This is a genomic window from Sphingomonas lenta, from assembly GCF_002288825.1.
Classification (GTDB): Bacteria; Pseudomonadota; Alphaproteobacteria; order Sphingomonadales; family Sphingomonadaceae; genus Sphingomonas; species Sphingomonas lenta.
In genome coordinates, this window is the sequence record NZ_NSLI01000003.1 from 840,070 (window position 1) to 858,079 (window position 18,010).

The window sequence follows — 18,010 nt, forward strand, 5'->3', positions numbered from 1 at the left end:
GAGGGGAAGAACATGAAGGCGATCGCGATGGCCGCGCTGCTGCTGGCCGGACCGGCGGCGGCGCAGACGGCGGCCTACCCGAAGCGCGTGCCCGCGCCCGGCGGCGAGGTGGTGATCCCGAGTGCGGGGGCCGAACGCGCCTATGACGAGTACCACTACGCCCCCGCGCGGCGCGCGGGCGACTGGCTCTACGTGTCGGGCGTGGTGATCGGGCGCGCGCCCGGCGAGGGCAACGATGCCGCCGCGTTCAAGCTGCAGGTGCGCCGCGGCTTCGAGGCGCTACGCCGCATCCTCGCCGCGTCGGGCGCGCGGTTCGAGGACGTGGTGATGGTGAACAGCTTCCACGTCTGGGACGGGCCGGACTTCAAGGGCACGCGGCTGGAGCAGTACCAGGCGTACGACGCGGTCAAGAGCGAGTTCATGCCGGCACCCCACGCCGCCGCGACGGCGGTGGGCACGACGGGGCTGCTCGCGCCGGGCGGGATCGTCGAGGTGCAGGTGATCGCGTACGTGCCGCAGAAGCGGTGATCACTACTAAATTCCTCCCCCGCTTATAGCGGGGGAGGGGGACCAGCGTAGCTGGTGGAGGGGGAACAACGGGATGCGGCATCGCGCTGTACCCCCTCCACCACGCCCTACGGGCGCGGTCCCCCTCCCCCGCTTCTACGAAGCGGGGGAGGAAATTAGGGGTTCAGCGGGCGGGAACCACCTCCGCGCGCCAGTTCACGATGTAATCGATCGACCCCCGGCACTCGCCCATCGCGGCCGAGCGCACGAGGCGGAAGCGCGCGCCGTCCCAGGCGTAGTCCGACGACGTGCCGCAGTCGCCCAGGCCGCGCGCTTTCGGGAACTCGGACAGGCGGCGCGTCCGCGGGTCCCAGTCGCCGTTGACGAGCACGTTGCCGTCGCCGCCCTCGAAGCCGGGCACGGAATCGAAGCGGGCGGGCGACGTGCGGCCCTGCTCGTCGAGGACGTAGACGCTGGTCATGATGTTGTACGCGCCGTTGCCGCAGGGGTGGGTGACCAGCGCGAGGCTGTGGGTCGCGTCGAGACGGAAGGCCTGGGGCTCGACGCGGCCCTGCGCGTACTCGCAGGTGGCGTTGTCAGGGCCGATCAGCTTCGCCGCCGTCGCGGGGGCGAGTCGGCGCGGCGGCTTGGTCGTGGGCGCGGGCTCCACAACGCGCGGGAGCGGCGGGGGCGCGGGCACAGCGGCGTCCGGCTTCGGTCCCGTCCGGCGCAGCGCGCCCTGCGTGCCGAGCCGGCGCTGCCGCTCGTCCATGTAGAGGAACGCCGCCGCCAGCCCGGTAAGCGACGCCGAGGCGAGCGTGCGGCCGCGCAGGTCGGTGACCGCGGCGCGCTCGCCGTTCACCAGCGCCGAGGCCAGCGCGCGGTTGAAGGGCAGCGGGTCGCCCGTAAGCTGGCCCACGCGCTCGCCGTCGACGCGGAGCGTGACGTCGCGGGCGGCGAGCTCGCGCTCGGTCGTAAAGCTCAGCACCGGCGGGGCGTTCGGCGCGCCCTCGCGGTCGATCACGAGCAGGAGATACTCGGCCCGGTCCTCCCCGTCCGGCACCAGCGCCACCGCGCGGCACGCGCGGGCGTTGTCGCAGCCGACCGTCCAGTCCCCGAACGTCTTCAGCTCGCCGGGTTGCGGTTGGATCGCTTGGGCGGCAAGGGCGAGGAGGAACATGGTTTGAAGCGTAGAGCGGGACGGGCTGGATGAAAACGGTCGGCGTGATCGGGGCGGGACAGATGGGCGCGGGGATCGCGCAGGTGTCGGCGCAGGCGGGGTTCCGGACGCTGTTGTCCGACGTGGGCCGCGAGCGCGCGGAAGCGGGCCGCGCAGGCATCGCCAAGCTGCTCGACCGCGCGGTGTCGAAGGAGAAGATCACGGGGCAAGCGCGCGACGCGGCGCTCGCGCTGATCGAGCCGGTGGGCGCGGTCTCAGCGATGGCCGAGTGCGACATCGTCATCGAGGCGGCGACGGAGCGCGAGGAGATCAAGCGCGCGATCTTCCGCGACGTGGGCGCGGTGCTCCGCCCGGAGGCAGTGCTGGCGACCAACACCTCGTCCATCCCGATCACGCGGCTGGCGCAAGCCTCGCCCGACCCTGCGCGCTTCGTCGGCGTGCACTTCTTCAACCCCGTGCCCGTTATGGGGCTGATCGAGCTGATCCGCGGGCTGGCGACCTCCGACGAGACCGTCGCAAAGGTCGAGAGGTACGCGCAGGCGCTCGGCAAGCGCGTGGTGCGCGCCAACGACGCGCCGGGCTTCATCGTCAACCGCGTGCTGATGCCGATGCTCAATGAGGCGTGCTTCGCGCTGGGCGAGGGCGTGGCGACGATCCCCGACATCGACGCCGCGTGCCAGCTGGGGCTCAACCACCCGATGGGGCCGCTGACGCTGGCGGACTTCATCGGCCTCGACACCTGTCTGGAGATCACGCGCGTGCTTCACGAGGGGACGGGCGACCCCAAGTTCCGGCCCGCGCCGCTGCTCGTGAAATACGTCGAGGCCGGCTGGTACGGCCGCAAAACGGGACGCGGCTTCTACGATTATTCGGGACCCGATCCCGTGCCTACGCGCTAAAGGAGACGCATGACCTCCATCGGCATCTACGGCTCGCTCGGGCGCATGGGGCGCACGGTCGCCGACGTGATCGGCGACGCGGGCGCGACGCTCGCGGGCGGCGTGGACCGGCAGGGTGACTGCCGCCCGCTGGCGCACGAGGCGGACGTGCTGGTCGACTTCTCCATCCCGTCCGCGCTGCCCGAGCATCTGGAGGCCGCGCGCGCGGCGGGGACGCCGATCGTGATCGGGACGACGGGGCTCTCCGCCAAGCACCACCAGCTGATCGACGAGGCGTCGCGCGACGTGGCGGTGCTGCAAACGGGGAACACGTCCTTGGGCGTGACCTTGCTCTCCATCCTGGTGCGCGAGGCGGCGGAGCGGCTCGGGCCCGACTGGGACATCGAGATCGTCGAGATGCACCACCGCCACAAGGTCGACGCGCCCAGCGGCACCGCGCTGCTGCTCGGCGAAGCGGCGGCGGGCGGGCGCAACACGCAGCTGTCCGAAGTGCGCGTCGACGGGCGCGCGGGGCTGGTGGGCGCCAGGACGGAGGGCACGATCGGCTTCGCCTCCTTGCGCGGCGGGTCGGTGATCGGCGACCACCAGGTGATCTTCGCGACCGAGGGCGAGCGGATCGAGCTCGGCCATCGCGGCGAGGATCGGGTGATCTTCGCCAAAGGCGCGGTGCGGGCGGCGCTGTGGCTCGCGAACCAGCCGCCGGGTCGGTACCGCATGGGCGACGTGCTGGGCCTGTGACCGAAGAACAGGTCTTCGAGTTCTATCGCCGCCTGGCCGAGGCGAACCCCGCGCCGGAAACGGAGCTGCGCTGGATCAACCCCTACACGCTGCTCGTCGCGGTGGCGCTATCGGCGCAGGCGACGGACGTGTCGGTCAACAAGGCCACGGGGCCGCTGTTCGAATTGGCCGACAACCCCGCCGCGATGGTCGAGCTCGGCGAAGAGCGGTTGCGCGACTTCATCAAGACGATCGGGCTCTACAACTCCAAGGCGAAGAACGTCATCCTGCTCAGCCAAATGCTCCTCGACGAGTATGGCGGCGAGGTGCCGCAGGACCGCGACGCGCTCGAACGGCTTCCGGGTGTGGGGCGCAAGACCGCCAACGTCGTCATGAACTGCGCGTTCGGCGCGGAGACGATCGCGGTGGACACGCACATCTTCCGCGTCGGCAACCGCACGGGCTTGGCACCCGGCAAGACGCCGCTCCACGTCGAACTCGCGCTGGAGCGGGTGACGCCCAAGCCTTTCCGACTGGGCGCGCACCACTGGCTGATCCTGCACGGCCGCTACGTCTGCAAGGCGCGCAAGCCCGAATGCTGGCGATGCATCGTCCGCGACCTCTGCGCGTTCGAGCCCAAGACGCCCCCGCCGCCGGGCGCGACCGAGGTCATCGCCGATGCGTAAACTCCTGCCCTTCCTCCTGCTCGCCGGCTGCGCCGGGTCGAGCGCCGCGCCGGACGGGCTCGCCGCCGCCGACCGCATCCCCGCCGCCACGTCGGCGGGCGAGCCGGAGCAGTGCATCCCGATCCGCTCGATCCGCGAGAGCCGCGTGCGGTCCGACCAGGTGATCGACTTCGTCACCACCGGCCGGCGTACCTACCGCGTGACGCTGCCGCAGCGCTGCCCGGGGCTCGGCTTCGAGCAGCGCTTCACCTACGCGACGTCGCTCGACCGGCTCTGCGCGCAGGACATCATCACCGTGCTCTATCAGGGCGGCGCCCCGCAACGTGGTGCGAGCTGCGGCTTGGCCCCGTTCCAGCCGGTGACGCTCGCGACAAGGCGCTAGCTTACGCGGTCGCGCCCTGCTAACGGCGGACTCCACGCACCCGTAGCTCAGCTGGATAGAGCGCTGCCCTCCGAAGGCAGAGGTCACAGGTTCGAATCCTGTCGGGTGCGCCACCGCGCAGCGCGGGAGAGGGCGGCCGAGCCGCCCCACCCGCGCAAGCGCGGCCGGCCTTGCACCGCGAGGACCGACGACGCGGCTTTGCCGCGGCGCTCCTACAAGACTCCTCCCTCATTTGACGCCAGCTTTGCCACCACTGCGTCCCGCAACTTGCCATTTGTAGATTGCACAGCTACGTCGTGCCATATGGCAAGTAGCTCGGCAGCGACGCTCACCAAAGTGGCCAGCGAGGCGCGGCCGTTCTCGCCCGAACCGATCAGCGACGAGGAGGCGGCGGCGATGTTTCGGGCGTGCCTCAACCTGTTTCGGCTCTGGGGCGTGACGGACGAGCAGGCGGCGGTGATGCTCGACCTGCCGCGGCGGACGTTCGCGCGGTGGAAGGCGGAAGGGCCGGGGCGGATGGGGCGCGACGGCAAGGCGCGGCTGTCCAACCTTATGGGCGTCCACAAGGCGCTGCGGATCATCTTCCGCGACCCGGCGCGCGGCTATGCTTGGGTTAAGGCCGGGAACGACGCGTTCGGCGGGCGGTCGGCGCTCGACGTGATGCTGGGTGGCGAGCTGACCGATCTCATGCGCGTGCGGCGCTACCTCGACGCGGAGCGCGGCGGCTGGTGATCGATCCGGCCGGCGTGCCGGTCGCGCCCGTTCGGTGGCGGGCGGCGCGGCGGATCATCCGGAGCCTGCACCCGCCCATCGACCTGTTCGAGGACGTGGCGGACCCGGAGGACTGGCCGCTGCTGATCGCGGCGGAGCAGAAGACCAACCCCCGGCTGATGGAGACGCTGGGCGCGCTCGACCTGGTGCCGCCCGCGCGCCGCATGTCGGGGCCGGGCGCGACGTTCCTGATGGCGCCGTTCACGCACGCCAGCCCCGACCGGCCGAGCCGGTTCGGCGCAGGGAGCTACGGCGTGCTCTACGCGGCCGAGCGGTTCGAGACGGCGCTGCTCGAGACGATGCACCACCACGCCCGCTTCATGGCGGCGACACGCGAACGGGCGGGCTGGACGTCGCAATTCCGCGAGCTGCTGCTCGACGTGGACGCGCCGCTGCACGACCTGCGCGGGCCGGGGTTCGCGGCGGCGCTCGATCCGGACGACTACTCGGTTCCGCAGCGGCTCGGGGCGAGCTTGCGGGCGGGCGGGTCGGAAGGGGTAGTGTACCCTAGCGTGCGCGATGCGGGCGGAACGTGCGTCGGGCTGTTCTTCCCGAATTTTGTGTCGAACGTCGTCCAGGGCCGGCACTTGGACTATCACTGGAACGGCGAGCGCGTGGACCTGTACCGTGACGCGGGCAGCGGCGAGGTGTACCGGGTGTCGCTAGCCGCGGCGGCGTAGCGACAGCACCGCGACGGGCGCTGCCAACCCCGCCCAGGCGAGCCAGTCGACCCAGCCGTCGCCGAGCAGCCCCGCGCCCAAGCCCACCGCCGTGCCGCCCGCGATCAGCGTCGGGGTCAGGAGCGTGCGGCCCGCCGTCCTGCGCCGTTCGAGGCGCGACACCGCTCAGTGCGCCTCGGCGAGCTCGCCCGCCTTGAGCAGCTCGCGCACGCGCACGCTTGCCGGGCCGGCGTTGCGGCGGGACCAGAGGCGCAGGCCCGTCCACAGGACGACGATCGTCATGACGTCGAGCAGCGCCCAGAGCAGCTTCATCGGCAGCCCGGCATAGTCGCCGAAGTGGAGCGGCTGTGCCAGCAGCAGCGCCTGCATGTACCAGGGCATGGGCCTGACCGCGTCGAGCGACCCGTCGCGCGCATCGACGAAGGCGGGGGTGAGCAGCTTTTCGGTCAGCGGCGTCGCGCCCTGCAGGAACACGGCGACGTGGCGGTCGCTGCTCCAGCTGACGCCCGGAAAGGCGATGAACTGCGGCCGCATGCCGGGTGCGGCGCGCATCGCGGCGTCTAGCGCGGCTTGGACGGAGCCGGGGCGCACGGAAACGGCCTCGCCCGAGGCGGCACCCGCGATGGCGGCGAGCTGGTCGCGCTTCCACACCTCGGTGATCGGGATCACGGCGGCGTTGATCGAGCCCGTCAGCGCGACGACCACCGCCCAGAGCGCGGTCGCGGCGCCGAACAGGTTGTGCCGGTCGAGCCGGCGGACGCGCGCGCTCTTGTCCGCCCGCACGGTGCCGAAGCGCAGCCGCGCCATGAACGGCACGTAGAGCACGACGCCCGACACGACCGCCGCGACGAACAAGAGGCCCATGAGACCGAGGAACAGCTCGGCGGGCAGGCCCAGCATCATGTCCTTGTGGATCTGTAGCAGCACGTCCGTGACGCCCGGCGGGTGCGGCGGCAGGGCCTCGCCCGTGCGTGCATCGAGCGACTGAAAGCGCATCAGATGCTCGGGCGCGTCCGGCGTAGGGCCGCTGGTGACATTCACGACCGGCCGGTCGGTGTCGAAGCTCAGGTAGAGCGGCACCTCGCCCAGCCGGTCGGCGAGCGCGCGGGCGAGGAGCGTGTCGAGGTCGAGCGGCTTCGTGCCCTCCGGGACCGGCGACAGCGCCTGCTCGGGCGCGAAAGCCGCGTCGATCTCGTCGTGGAAGACGAGCGGCAGCCCCGTGACGCAGAGCATGAGCAGGAACGCGGTGCAGACGAGGCTCGTCCATTTGTGGACGAGGAACCAGGCCGTGAGCGCGCGCCTGCTCACCGTCGTCAGAACCGCTTCGTGACCGCGAACAGCACTTGCCGCGGCGCGCCGTAGAAGGCGCCCACCGGCCCCGTCGCGCGCGCGACGTAGCGCTCATCGAGGATATTCGACCCGTTCAGCGAAAAGCGCCAGCCCGGCACGTCGTAGCTGACGATCGCGTCGACGAGCGTCGCCGCCTCGCCCCGGTACACGACGGGGTTGAACGGCCCCGGCAGCGACCCCGCGCTGGAGCTGGTGTAGCGGCCGCCGAGTCCCAGGCCGAGCCCGGCGAGCGCGCCGCGTTGGACGTTGTAGTTCACGAACAGCGACGCTTTGTGCTTCGGCGTCACGGCCAGCTCCACGCCGACCTCCTGGGCGACGTTGCTCTCCAGGATCTCCGGATCGTTGTAGCTGTAGGCGGCGTTGATCGACAGCTGCTCGCGGATGCGCGCGACCAGCTCCACCTCGCCGCCACGGATGCGGACGCGGCCCGTCTGCGTCCCGAACACCGGGCCGGTGCTCGGCGAGGTCTGGACGACGTCGTCCTGGGTGATCCGGAACAGCGCGGCGGTGGCGAACAGGCGGATGTCGGGCGACAGGCTGCGCGCGTCGTACTTGACGCCCGCCTCCCACTGCTCGCCCGTGGTCGGCTCGAACGCGCGGCCCGTGGCGGCGTCGCTGCCCAGCACCGGCTCGAACGAGGTCGAGTAGCTGACGTACGGCGCGATCCCGTCCGCGCTGACGTATGTCGCGCCGAGGCGGTAGGTGAAGCGCTCCTGCTCGACGCGCGTCTCGGCGGCGGGGGCGGTCACGGCGAGGAAGGGCGTCAGATAGTCGCTCCGGACCCAGTCGTAGCGGCCGCCCAGGATGAGCGACAAGGGTCCGAGCCGCAGCTGCTCCTGCGCGTAGATCCCGGTCTGCTTCAGGCGCTGGTCGTTGAAGCGGCTCTGATAGCCCGGCTGGAGCTGCTCGCCCGGCGTCGCGTAGACGGGGTCGAACACGTCCAGCGTGCCCGCCGGCCCGAAGGTGAACGCCGCCTCGTTGTCGACCGTGCGGTAGTCGACGCCGACGAGCAGCGTATGACCGACGAACCCCGTCGCGAAGGTCGCGTCCAGCCGGTTGTCGGTCGCGAAGCTCCGCACGTCCTCCGCATAGGTGAAGTTCGACTGCGTGCCCGTACGCCCGTCCTCGGCCAGCGCGGTGACGTACACGCCGATCGGCGCGCGCTCGCGATAGTCGTTCCAGCGCGTGTTCGACACGAGGCGCACGCCCTCCGCGAGCCGATGCGTCAGCTCGAACCCGCCCGAACCCTGGCGGCGCGTGAAGCGGTTGCGCGGGTCCGCCAAGTTCGTGCGCTGGCTGATCGCGCCGTTCGGGTTGGGGAGCAGCGTGCCCGCCACGGGCAGGAAGCCGCCGTTCCCGCCGCGCCCGCTGTCATACTGGTAGTATCCGAGCCCGGTCAGCGTCGTGTCGGCGCCCAGCCGCCACGTCGCCGTCGGCGCGACGTACACGCGCTTGGTGTTGGTGGAGTCCGCGATCAGGTCGCGGTCGCGATACAGGCCGGTGACGCGCGCGTCCCAGCCGTCCGCCACGGGGCCGGTGACGGTGCCCGCCAGCTCGTAGAAGCTGTCGGTGCCCGCGATCGCGCGCAGCTCGCCGCCCAACTCCGACTCGGCGCGGCGGCTGACGAGGTTATAGATGCCCCCCGGCGGCGCATTGCCGTAGAGCGTCGACACGGGGCCTTTCAGCAGGTCGAGCGATTGGAAGCCGTACAGGTCGACGCCGACCGACGCGATCGACGACGAGGCGGGCGCGGGCAGCCCGTCGACATATTGGCGCGGGATGAAGCCGCGCACCGTGAAGAAGTCGTACCGCGCGTCCGGCCCGTAATTCTCGCCGAATACGCCCGCCGTGTACCGCACCGCCTGCTGCACGTCGACGAAGGTGAAGAGGTCGATCTGGTCGCGGGTGACGACCGACACCGACTGCGGCGTTTCGATGAGCGGGATGTCGGTCTTGTTCGCCGACTGCCCGCCTTCGGGCACGTAGTTCGGCGCGCGGACGATCACGTCGCCGTCGGCCGTCTCCACCGTCTCGACGGAGGAGCCCTCCGCCTGCACCGTGTCCATCTGCGCGAGCGCCGCCGCGGGGAGACCCGCCGCCAGCACCATCGCGAGCGCGCCGCCCGCCCTGAGCTCGGTTCCATTCATTGCCGCGCGCATTGGCGCGACTGCGAACGATTAGCAATAGCAGACTGGGCCTGCTCGGACGATTTGTCCTACTTACGCCCGAGCGGCGGCGCGAAGTTAGCTCTCGCGGTGCGCGCGATGTCGCGGCCGAGCTTCTCGCCGGCTTCCGCCGAGTAGCGGAAATGGACGCCGCCCAGGATGCGGCTCTCGCTCGCCTGGCGCGCGTAATCGGCCCAGCGCATGCCGGCGATGCCCGCGCCCGGCATCGCCGACGACGCGAAGCGCGCGTCCGCCGTGCGCTCGCCCAGCTCCGCCTCCATCAGCGCCGCGAAGGTGGACGCGCCCGTGCAATGGCCGCACGGATATTCGGGCGACATCGGCGTGCGCAGCAGCGGCTCCCAATTGGGGTCGCCTTGCGTGGCGGGGTTGCCGTCCTTCTCGCCCAGCCGGATCGCGGTGACGGGCCGCCAGCGCAGGATCTCCAGCTTGGACGTGTCGATCACCATGACGGCGTCGATCTGCGTCATCCGGACGAGCGCGTTCAGCCGGGCGTTGTCGACCAGCCGCCGTCCGGGTCGACCGAACACGGCGCGCAGCGTCTGTTCGGGGTCCTCCGCCTCGATCCAGAAGCGCGCGGTCGCGGTCTGGGCGGGGGTGCGCGCCGTGCTGTCCTTCGCGCCCACGCGCTTCGTTTCTTCATAGCTTCGCGTGTACGCGTCCGAGGTGAGCGGCGGGGGCGGGGCAGGCTGCACCGTCTTCAGGCTGGGCAGCAGCCAGGGCTTGTAGCCGAACGCCCAGGGCGGCGGGCCTGGATCGGTGGTGCTGTCGTACAGCCCCGACGTCGTCGGCGGCACATAGGGCGGGAAGGGACCGGCAGGGTCGAACACGACGCGCGCCAGCGCCGCCTTGGCCGCCTCGCGCCCGATCCGCTCGCCTTCGAGCTTGGCGGGGCCGTCGGCGATGCGCGACAGGTTGAACGCGAGCGCCTCGTCGAGCGGCGCCTTCTTATCGGGGAACACCGCCACCAGCACGCCGTGCGCCGCGACCGACACCGCCGCTTCCGGCGACGCCGGGCCGCTCGCGGGCGCGATGCCGAAATAGGGGCGGTAGCGCCGGTCGGCGGCGTTGGCCGCCTCGAACATCGCCGCCGCGACGCGGCCGGGCGCGGCCATGGTCGCGGGCGAGCGGTTTGGCTGCCCGCCGGGGGTGGACGCGCGGTTCGCCTCGCGCAGGTGCGTGAACGCCGCCTCCATCCAGTCGCCCACCGGCTCGGCCCGCGCCGATCCCGCTACCAGCGCCAAGGCGGCCGCCATCATCCTGATCTTCATGCCTTCCTCCCTTTTATCGTCGTTCTCCGGCCGGGTCGGCGAGCCTGGACGCGTGCAGGTGCGCGATCCGCCAGCCCTGCGCGTCGCGCCGCCACAGGACCGAGCGACGGCCGGGCCAGGCGCCCTCGCCGAGGTGGAACGTCAGCAGCGCCGCGCCGTCGGCGACCCTGTCGACGCGCAGGTCGCGCGGCGCGATCGTCAGATAAGGCGGGCTGCTCTTCGCCGAGCGGGCGCGCAGCTTCGCGAACTCGGCGGTCCAGGTAGCAGGGAGCTGCGCCGGATCGACGCGCCGCCCGCCCGCTTGCCCCGGACCTGGCATGAACAGGCTGGCGTCGGCCGCGAAGAAGGTGAGGAAGCGGGGTAGGTCGAGGTCGTTGAACGCGGCGAGCCACGCCGCGGCAGCCTGCTCCACACCGTCCCGCTCCGCCGCCCCGGTGCGCGTGGCCAGCAGCAGCGCGGGGGCGGCGAGCACCAGCCGTCGCTCTAGACTTGTCGGCTCTCGTCTCGGTGGCGGCATCGGGCGCGGAGATTGGCCCCGCTCGGGCCCGCGGTATTGTTCAAATCCGCCATACCGCGGCGGCGATCAGCTCCACAGCGCGATGGGCTCGCGCACGCCCGCCGCCCAGCGGCTCATGATGACGCCGCGGGCCAGCGGCGCGCGGCCCTTCAGGAACGCGCCGGGCGTCGCGCCCACGAAGCGGTTGAAGCAACGGATGAAGTGCGCCTGGTCGGTGTAGTCCTCGCCCGCGGCAGCCATCCAGTCGGGCGCGTCGCCCACCGCCATGCGCGCCGCCGCGCGCAGCGTCCGGTATTTGAGCGCGAGCTGCGCGGGCGCGGCCCCGTGCGTCGCCGCCGTCAGCCGTTCGAGCTGGCGCTGCGACAGGCCGATCTCGTCCGCCAACGCGCCGATGTCGTGGCGGCCCGGCGCGCTCAGCCAGCGGTCCACCGCCGCGATGCGCGGGTCCGCCGCGCGCGCCGCCCGCTCGAACAGCCTGCGGTGGAACGCATCGGCGATCTCCGCGCGTCTCGCATCGTCGGGTGCCGACCGCGCCGCATCGAGGAAGCGCTCCGCCGGCCCGTCGCCCCAGATCGCGCCGCCTTCCACGCGGTCGTTCGCGATCTCGGCGGCGGCGAAGCGCGCCAGCAGCGCCCATCCGGCCGGCAGCAGCCCCGTGCCGAGCACCACATGGTGGTCGCGCCCCTCGATCGTCACCGCCGCATTGCTGGGCCCGATCAGCGCTACGTCAGGCGCGGGCAGCGGCGGGCCGTCGCCGACGCGGTAGGTGCACGTCCCCGACAGCAGCAGCTGCGTCTGCGGCAGCAGCGCGCCCAGTCGGTCCGTATAGACGGGCGCGTTGGACCGGAACACGTAGTGGAGCGAGACCAGACCCCGGAGCGCGGGGCTGGGCGGGAAATAGCTGAGCTGCGGGAACATCGGACGATCTCCCCCTAATCGCGACGCGCGTTCTACCCGATCGCCGCCGTCGCGAGAAGAGGGCCGGTCCGGCCCCTTCGCTTCCGCATCGAGCCTTTCTTAACGGCGGCACGCTAATCATCCGCGCCGATTCGGAACGGAGGGGAAAGGTGACGGACCGCGGCGGCCAAGAGATCGACGTGCTGACCCTGCTGGCGGAGCTGCCGGCGGGCGTGGCGCTGTTCGGCGAGGCGGGCGAGCTCAGGGAGGCGAACGACGCCTTCCGGCAAATCGTCGAGGTCAAGGGACCGCCGTTCGACTTCCGGGCGCTGTTCGGCGCGGAGCCCGATCGGTTCGCGGCCGGGGGCGGCGGCGACGCGGTCGTGCTCGGCGGGCGGCACCACGCCGTCGCGGCCAAGCGGCTGCCGGGTTTAGGCTGGCTCGTTCACGCGCAGGAAGTGACCGCCTGGGTCGAAGCCTCGGCCAAGGCGCGCGAGGCCGCGGCGCGCGACCCGCTCACCGGCCTGCCGAACCGCCTGACCTTCATGCCGGAGATCGCGCGCGCGGTGGCGGACGTCGACCACGCCTCCGCGTTGCTGATGATCGACCTCGACCGCTTCAAAGGCGTGAACGACACGCTCGGCTACCCGGTCGGCGACGCGCTGCTCAGGAAGGTGTCGGACCGCCTACAGGCGTCCCTGCGCGCGACGGACACGGTGGCCAGGCTCGGCGGCGACGAGTTCGCCGTGCTCCAGACCGGCGTCGCCCAGCCCGCAGGCGCGGAGACGCTGGCCAAGCGCCTCGTCGAGGTGCTCGGCCGCCCCTATGTCGTCGACGGCCACATGATCGACATCGGCGCCAGCGTCGGCGTGTCCTTGTCCGACGGCTGCGCGTCGCCGGACGAGCTGGTGAAGCAGGGCGACATCGCGCTCTACCGCGCCAAGCTCGGCGGGCGGGGCCGCTACTGCTTCTTCGAAGGCCGCATGGACAAGGAGATGCAGGACCGCCGCGCGCTGGAGCTCGACCTCCGCCGCGCGCTCGCGCTCCGGCAGTTCGAGCTCCACTACCAGCCGCAGATGGAGCTGGAGACGCGCACGATCACCGGCATGGAGGCGCTGATCCGCTGGCGGCACCCCACCAGAGGACTGGTGCCGCCGTCGGACTTCATCCCGCTCGCCGAGGAGACGGGGCTGATCGTACCGATCGGCGAATGGGTGCTGCGCCAGGCCTGCGCCGACGCCGCGCGCTGGCCCGCCGACATCGCGATCGCCGTCAACGTGTCCGCCAAGCAGCTCGCCACGGCCAAGCTGGTCGATGCGGTCCGCGACTCGCTCGACCGCTCGGGCCTGTCCGCCACGCGGCTCGAAATCGAGATCACCGAATCGGTGCTGATGAGCGACCTCGCAGGCTGCGTCTCCACGCTCCACAAGCTGCGCGAGCTGGGTTGCAAAGTGTCGATGGACGATTTCGGCACCGGCTATTCGTCCTTGAGCTACCTGCGCTCCTTCCCGTTCGACAAGATCAAGATCGACCAGAGCTTCGTGCGCTCGGGCGACGTGGAGAAGAACGCCGGCATCGTCCGCGCCATCACCGCGATCGGCAAGCATCTCGGCATGACCACCATCGCCGAAGGCGTGGAGACGGCGACCCAGCTCGGCTCCATGAGGCACGAGGGCTGCGGCTCCGTGCAGGGCTATCTCATCAGCAAGCCCGTGCCCGCCGACGAGGTCGCGGGCGTCCTCGACCGCCTGCGCGCGGAGCCGCCGCGCGAGGAGCGCGTCGTGGCCGTCGCGCCCGCACCCGAGCCTCAGCCGGTCGCGGTGGTGGAACAGGGGCTCTACCGCCTCGTCTACTACAGCCGCAACGCGATCTGGGGATTGGACGAGGAGGTGAGGGCGTCCGTCCAGAACATCCTTGCCGCCTCGCGCCGCAACAACGCGGAGGCCAAGGTCTCGGGCGCGCTGATGTTCACCGACGGCTATTTCGCCCAGGTGCTCGAGGGCGACCGCGCCGAGGTGGAGCGCGTGTTCGAGCGCATCCAGCTCGACGACCGCCATTCGGACGTGCAGCTCCTGAGCTTCGAGGCGGTCCCGACGCGCGTGTTCCCGACCTGGAGCATGGCGTTCGTCGGCAACTCGGCCGCGGGGCGCGAGATGTTCGGCCACTACGCGTCCACCACCGGCTTCGACTTCGGGGCCGCCGACGGCGACGCGATGGTCGCGCACCTCAAGCAGCTGCTCGTCGAGGAGGACCAGCCGACGCGCCGCGCGGCCTGATCACATGGCGAGCGGCGCGGTGTAGCCCGTCAGCTCCAGGTACCCGCGCCCGCCCGTGGTGCGTACCGCGCCCTCCCAATAGACGGGCAGCCCCGACCGCCGGCTGTCCAGCTCCTGCGCGGGGAAGAGCGGCTGGAGTGGGAAGCGGCGCACGCCCTCGGGCAGCCGCACGCTCAACTCCTGCGCGACCGGGTAGACCGCCCCCGTCGCAGCACTCCGCCAGCGCCGGAGCGTGCGGAAGCGCACGTCGCCGGGCGCGAACTGCGTCACGCGCCCGTTCGCACGCCTGAGCGATCCGCCCGCCCACACGACCCCGCCGCCTTTGCGCCGGACCTGGAACGCGGTCAGCGCCGAGCCGTCGTCGAGGTTGAGCCCCGTCCAGTCCCAGCCCTCGGCTTCCGGGCTCAGGAAGTCCGACGACCATTCCCGGTCGAGCCACGCCTCGCCCGTCACCCGCTCGTGCGCGGTCCCCCGCGCCGCGACGCCCGACACGCGCAAGTGGGGGAGGGAGTAGTAGTAGCTCGCCTGAGACGGCCGCGGCCCTTTGCGGCTGTAGCCGTTCACCCCTTGCGCGATCGGCGGCTGGGTGGGCTGGAACGTCAGGTCCAACACGAACTCTTCCGTCCCCACCCGCGTCGCGAAGCGCCCGTCGGGCAGCCGGCGCAAACGCCAATCGCGGATCGCCACGTCGGCGTCGCCCACCTTCGCACCCGCCAGCCCGAACCCCGCCCGCGCGGAGCGCTCCCCGTGCAGCAGCCGCCCCACGCGCGGGTCGGACAGCGCCGCGTGCGCGAACAGCACCTGGCGCGCCGCGAAACGGCTCGGATTGGCGTCACCCACCGGCGGCCGCGTGCGAAAGAAGGTGACCTGGAACCCCATGTCCTGCCCCCGCTCGGTCCGAAGCCAGCCCGTCACGTACCACCACTCGATCCGGTACGCCGGGTGCGCGCCGTGGTCGGCGGGGAAGCGGAAACCCGCGTGCGGGCGCACCTCCGGATACCGGACCGGCGCGGCGAGCGCGGCGCTCGCCACGAGCAGCAGGAGCGACGCGAGCACCCGCATCACCAATCCTCACGCACCGCCAGCACCGCATCCTTCGCGGTCGCGCGTCGCCCCGCCAGTACCGCCGTTCCCGCGCCCGCGAGCACCAGCGCCGCGACCACCCCCGCCACCGTTCCCCAGGGCACGCGCGTCGTCATGGTGAAGTTGAAGCTCTGCGGGTTGATGACGTGGATCAGCACCTGCGCCAGCGCCCCGCCGAGCAGCACCCCCGCGACCCCGCCCACCAACCCGAGCAGCGCGCCCTCCAGCCCCAGCATCGCCGTGATCTGCCGCTTGGCGACGCCCAGGTGCCGCAGCATCCCGAACTCCCGCGTGCGCGCCATGGTCTGCGCCGACACGGTCGCGGCCACGCCCGCCAGCCCGACCAGGATCGCCACCCCTTCGAGCACGTACGTCACCGCGAAGCTTCGGTCGAACAGCTCGAGCGCGAACCGCCGGAGCGCACGCGGTGCCGCGAAGCTCGTCAGTCGCCGCTGCTCGGGCTCCAACCGCGCGAGCATCGCCCGCCCGACGCCCTCGCCGCGCACGCCGGGCGCGAGCGTCACCGCCGCCTCGTCGCGCGTCGCGTCGCCCGTCAGCCGCTGATAGTCGCCCGCGCGCAGCACCACCGCCCCGAACTGCCGCGCATAATCGCGCCACACACCCGCGACGTGAAAGCGCGCGGCTCCGCCGCTCACCGGCAACCGTATGGTCTCGCCCGGATCCCAACCGTAGAGCCGCCGCGCCGGCTCCGATACCCAGACGGGCACCGTCCCCGGCGGAGAGCTGACGCGCTCGACCGACCCGATCAGCGCGTCCGGCCGCCCCGTCTCAGCCCGCGCGATCAGCGTCACGGGCGGCCGCTCGGGCTTGATCGTCAGCGGCAGCTGGCGGCTGAACGCGATCTCCTGGACGCCCGGCGTTGCGCGCAACGCCGCCTGCGCCGCCGGATCGAACCCCGGCCCACCTTCGACGCGCAGGTACAGGTCGGCGGCAAGCACCTGGCCCAACCACTCGTCTACGGCACCACGAAAGCTCGTCACCATGGTCGCCATCGCGATCATCAGCGCGGTCGAAGCGACGATGCCGCACAGCGCGGTCGCCGCCTCGCCCGGCGCGCCGTGGATATGACGGACCGCGAGCAGCGCGGGCACGCGCGCCGTCGGTCGCTTCGCCAGCGGCCCAAGCAGCCGCCGCGCCAGCCACGGCACCCCCGCCACGCCGCCCGCCAGCAGCAACGCCATGCTCGCGAAGCCGAACAGCGGCAGCCCGCCTACTGCCGGCAGCAGCGCGGCGCCTGCGCCTGCAACGAGCAGCACCAGCGCCGGCCGCCACGGCACCGGCGCGCGCGGATCGAGCACGTCGCCCGCGTTCTTGAGCGCGGCCGCCGGTGCCGCCCGCGACGCCGCCCGCGCCGGCAGCACCGATCCCAGCACCGCCGCGGCGAGCCCGAGCAGGAAGAACACGATCGCCGCCGCCGGCTGGAACGCCACGCGCCCGCTCGCACCGTTGAAGTAGCCCGCGCCCAGATCGCCCCCGAACAGCCGCAGCGCGAGGCTCGCCAGCCCGTACCCGATCGCCAGCCCCGCCGCCGAGCCGATCAGCCCGATCAGCAGCCCCTCCGCCGCCACCGCCGCGACGATCCCGCGCTTGGGCAGCCCCAGCGTCCGGAGCAGCGCGAACGCCCGCAAGCGCCGCGCGACCGACAGCGACTGCGCCGAGAACACCAGGAACCCGCCCGTCAGCAGCGCGACGAGCGCCAGCATGTCGAGGTTCACGCGATACGCCCGCGACAGCCCCGCGCCCTGTTGCGCCTCGGCTTCGGCCCCGCTCAGCGTTGCGTCGGCGGGCAGCAGGTCGGAGAGCGCCGCCTCCGCCGCGGTCCGGTCCGCTAGTTTCAAGTCTATCCGATCAAGCCTACCCAGCCGCCCGAACCGCCACTGCGCCGCGGCGATGTCGAGGACGCCGATCGCCTGCCCCTCGCCGATCGCGGGCAGCAGCCCCGCGACCGTCAGCGGCACGGTGCGCCCGTTCGCGGTGACACTCACCCGCGCGCCCACCCGCGTCTCCAACTGCGCCAGCGCCTCGCGCGACAGGAACAGCGCGTCCTCGCCGAACACCTCGTCGCCGCGCGCATCCGGCCCGTTCGGGCGCTGGCCGACCAGGCTCGGCGTGACGTTGGCGGCGCGCATCACGTCGAGCCCGAGCAGGTCGAACCGCCGTCCGTTCGCTTGCGCGCGCAACCGCACCACCGGGCTCGCATCCGCCACGCCCGCCGCGAGCGCCACGCGCGGGTACAACAGTTCGTCGAACCCCAACGGGCTCGACGCCCGCACGGCGAGTTCCGCCGCCCCGTTCACCCCCGTGACCGCGCGGTCGAACGAGCGCAGCGCCGACCCGTTCACCAGATGCACCGCGAACCCCAGCGCCACTCCCACCGCGATCGCGACCGCAGTGAGCGCGAACCGGAGGGGATGCCATCGCCACTCGCCGGCGATGAGCCAGCTCAGGGCGAGGCGGGAGCGGACGAGGCCCGGTTCCGCCTTCATGATCCTCCCCCAGCTTGCTGGGGGAGGGGGACCAGCGAAGCTGGTGGAGGGGCCCGCCGCGCCAGCGGCGTCCCGCCGCTCGCCCCTCCACCACGCCCTGCGGG

General features: G+C 72.2%; 17 protein-coding genes and 1 tRNA gene. 9 read left to right on the plus strand and 9 right to left on the minus strand.

What is annotated here, in order from left to right; translation table 11 throughout:
* Positions 1-12: 12 nt before the first annotated feature.
* The gene (locus CKY28_RS11270) at positions 13-528 is read left to right on the plus strand and encodes a Rid family hydrolase (protein ID WP_095998396.1); all 516 of its coding nucleotides are present in this window, start codon (positions 13-15) and stop codon (positions 526-528) included.
* A gap of 163 nt (positions 529-691) precedes the next feature.
* Here CKY28_RS11270 and CKY28_RS11275 read toward each other — a convergent pair whose 3' ends face one another.
* Positions 692-1,687 (minus strand): DUF1176 domain-containing protein, encoded by a 996-nt coding sequence (locus tag CKY28_RS11275; protein ID WP_095998397.1) that lies wholly within the window; start codon positions 1,685-1,687, stop codon positions 692-694.
* A gap of 29 nt (positions 1,688-1,716) precedes the next feature.
* Between CKY28_RS11275 and CKY28_RS11280 the strand changes: the two genes are divergently transcribed.
* The 7 genes from CKY28_RS11280 (at position 1,717) to CKY28_RS11310 (ending at position 5,822) form a co-directional block, all read left to right on the plus strand.
* Entirely contained in the window at positions 1,717-2,586 is an 870-nt protein-coding gene (locus CKY28_RS11280; protein ID WP_095998398.1) for a 3-hydroxybutyryl-CoA dehydrogenase, read from the plus strand.
* 9 nt (positions 2,587-2,595) lie between these two features.
* Positions 2,596-3,324: a 4-hydroxy-tetrahydrodipicolinate reductase gene (gene dapB / locus CKY28_RS11285; protein ID WP_095998399.1), complete on the plus strand. Its 729-nt coding sequence runs from the start codon at positions 2,596-2,598 to the stop codon at positions 3,322-3,324.
* Positions 3,321-3,989, plus strand: coding sequence for an endonuclease III (gene nth, locus CKY28_RS11290; RefSeq protein WP_095998400.1), 669 nt, complete (start codon positions 3,321-3,323; stop codon positions 3,987-3,989). The genes dapB and nth overlap by 4 nt, the downstream gene beginning before the upstream one ends.
* The gene (locus tag CKY28_RS11295) at positions 3,982-4,371 is read left to right on the plus strand and encodes a DUF6491 family protein (protein WP_245841790.1); all 390 of its coding nucleotides are present in this window, start codon (positions 3,982-3,984) and stop codon (positions 4,369-4,371) included. The genes nth and CKY28_RS11295 overlap by 8 nt, the downstream gene beginning before the upstream one ends.
* A 36-nt stretch (positions 4,372-4,407) precedes the next feature.
* A tRNA-Arg gene (locus tag CKY28_RS11300) sits at positions 4,408-4,484 on the plus strand.
* Positions 4,485-4,674: 190 nt separating this feature from the next.
* A complete protein-coding gene (locus CKY28_RS11305) occupies positions 4,675-5,103 on the plus strand; it encodes an MbcA/ParS/Xre antitoxin family protein (RefSeq protein ID WP_095998401.1) in 429 nt (142 codons plus the stop codon).
* Positions 5,100-5,822, plus strand: coding sequence for an RES family NAD+ phosphorylase (locus CKY28_RS11310; protein WP_095998402.1), 723 nt, complete (start codon positions 5,100-5,102; stop codon positions 5,820-5,822). The genes CKY28_RS11305 and CKY28_RS11310 overlap by 4 nt, the downstream gene beginning before the upstream one ends.
* Here the strand turns inward: CKY28_RS11310 and CKY28_RS11315 are convergent.
* The 6 genes from CKY28_RS11315 to CKY28_RS11340 all read right to left on the minus strand — a co-directional run bounded on the left by CKY28_RS11315 (position 5,805) and on the right by CKY28_RS11340 (position 12,061).
* On the minus strand, positions 5,805-5,984 hold the full coding sequence (locus tag CKY28_RS11315) for a hypothetical protein (protein WP_095998403.1): 180 nt from the start codon (positions 5,982-5,984) through the stop codon (positions 5,805-5,807). The two genes, CKY28_RS11310 and CKY28_RS11315, sit on opposite strands and share 18 nt — an antisense overlap.
* A gap of 3 nt (positions 5,985-5,987) precedes the next feature.
* Positions 5,988-7,130 carry a PepSY-associated TM helix domain-containing protein gene (locus CKY28_RS11320; RefSeq protein WP_245841791.1) on the minus strand — a complete coding sequence of 381 codons (1,143 nt, stop codon included), beginning with the start codon at positions 7,128-7,130 and terminating at the stop codon, positions 5,988-5,990.
* A gap of 5 nt (positions 7,131-7,135) precedes the next feature.
* Positions 7,136-9,319 carry a TonB-dependent siderophore receptor gene (locus CKY28_RS11325; RefSeq protein WP_141243916.1) on the minus strand — a complete coding sequence of 728 codons (2,184 nt, stop codon included), beginning with the start codon at positions 9,317-9,319 and terminating at the stop codon, positions 7,136-7,138.
* A 68-nt stretch (positions 9,320-9,387) separates the two neighbouring features.
* Positions 9,388-10,626: a vanadium-dependent haloperoxidase gene (locus CKY28_RS11330; protein WP_095998405.1), complete on the minus strand. Its 1,239-nt coding sequence runs from the start codon at positions 10,624-10,626 to the stop codon at positions 9,388-9,390.
* Between the two features lie 13 nt (positions 10,627-10,639).
* Entirely contained in the window at positions 10,640-11,098 is a 459-nt protein-coding gene (locus CKY28_RS11335) for a YybH family protein (protein WP_176473060.1), read from the minus strand.
* A 111-nt stretch (positions 11,099-11,209) separates the two neighbouring features.
* A complete protein-coding gene (locus CKY28_RS11340) occupies positions 11,210-12,061 on the minus strand; it encodes a helix-turn-helix domain-containing protein (protein WP_095998407.1) in 852 nt (283 codons plus the stop codon).
* 149 nt (positions 12,062-12,210) lie between these two features.
* Here CKY28_RS11340 and CKY28_RS11345 point away from each other — a divergent pair, with 149 nt between their 5' ends.
* Positions 12,211-14,316 carry an EAL domain-containing protein gene (locus tag CKY28_RS11345; protein WP_217989579.1) on the plus strand — a complete coding sequence of 702 codons (2,106 nt, stop codon included), beginning with the start codon at positions 12,211-12,213 and terminating at the stop codon, positions 14,314-14,316.
* Here the strand turns inward: CKY28_RS11345 and CKY28_RS11350 are convergent, their stop codons facing one another.
* Both CKY28_RS11350 and CKY28_RS11355 read right to left on the minus strand, forming a co-directional pair.
* Positions 14,317-15,378, minus strand: coding sequence for a lipocalin-like domain-containing protein (locus CKY28_RS11350; RefSeq protein WP_095998408.1), 1,062 nt, complete (start codon positions 15,376-15,378; stop codon positions 14,317-14,319).
* Positions 15,378-17,906, minus strand: a complete 2,529-nt coding sequence (locus CKY28_RS11355) for an FtsX-like permease family protein (RefSeq protein WP_095998409.1) — start codon at positions 17,904-17,906, stop codon at positions 15,378-15,380. The genes CKY28_RS11350 and CKY28_RS11355 overlap by 1 nt, the downstream gene beginning before the upstream one ends.
* Between the last annotated feature and the right edge of the window lie 104 nt (positions 17,907-18,010).

Bases quoted from the DNA above. Each gene is read 5' to 3' on its own strand.
- CKY28_RS11330 (WP_095998405.1), bottom strand. From the start codon at position 10,626: ATGAAGATCAGGATGATGGCGGCCGCCTTGGCGCTGGTAGCGGGATCG.
- CKY28_RS11275 (WP_095998397.1), bottom strand. From the start codon at position 1,687: ATGTTCCTCCTCGCCCTTGCCGCCCAAGCGATCCAACCGCAACCCGGC.
- CKY28_RS11305 (WP_095998401.1), top strand. From the start codon at position 4,675: ATGGCAAGTAGCTCGGCAGCGACGCTCACCAAAGTGGCCAGCGAGGCG.
- CKY28_RS11350 (WP_095998408.1), bottom strand. From the start codon at position 15,378: ATGCGGGTGCTCGCGTCGCTCCTGCTGCTCGTGGCGAGCGCCGCGCTC.
- CKY28_RS11280 (WP_095998398.1), top strand. From the start codon at position 1,717: ATGAAAACGGTCGGCGTGATCGGGGCGGGACAGATGGGCGCGGGGATC.
- CKY28_RS11270 (WP_095998396.1), top strand. From the start codon at position 13: ATGAAGGCGATCGCGATGGCCGCGCTGCTGCTGGCCGGACCGGCGGCG.
- CKY28_RS11295 (WP_245841790.1), top strand. From the start codon at position 3,982: ATGCGTAAACTCCTGCCCTTCCTCCTGCTCGCCGGCTGCGCCGGGTCG.
- dapB (WP_095998399.1), top strand. From the start codon at position 2,596: ATGACCTCCATCGGCATCTACGGCTCGCTCGGGCGCATGGGGCGCACG.
- CKY28_RS11325 (WP_141243916.1), bottom strand. From the start codon at position 9,319: ATGAATGGAACCGAGCTCAGGGCGGGCGGCGCGCTCGCGATGGTGCTG.
- CKY28_RS11355 (WP_095998409.1), bottom strand. From the start codon at position 17,906: ATGAAGGCGGAACCGGGCCTCGTCCGCTCCCGCCTCGCCCTGAGCTGG.
- CKY28_RS11340 (WP_095998407.1), bottom strand. From the start codon at position 12,061: ATGTTCCCGCAGCTCAGCTATTTCCCGCCCAGCCCCGCGCTCCGGGGT.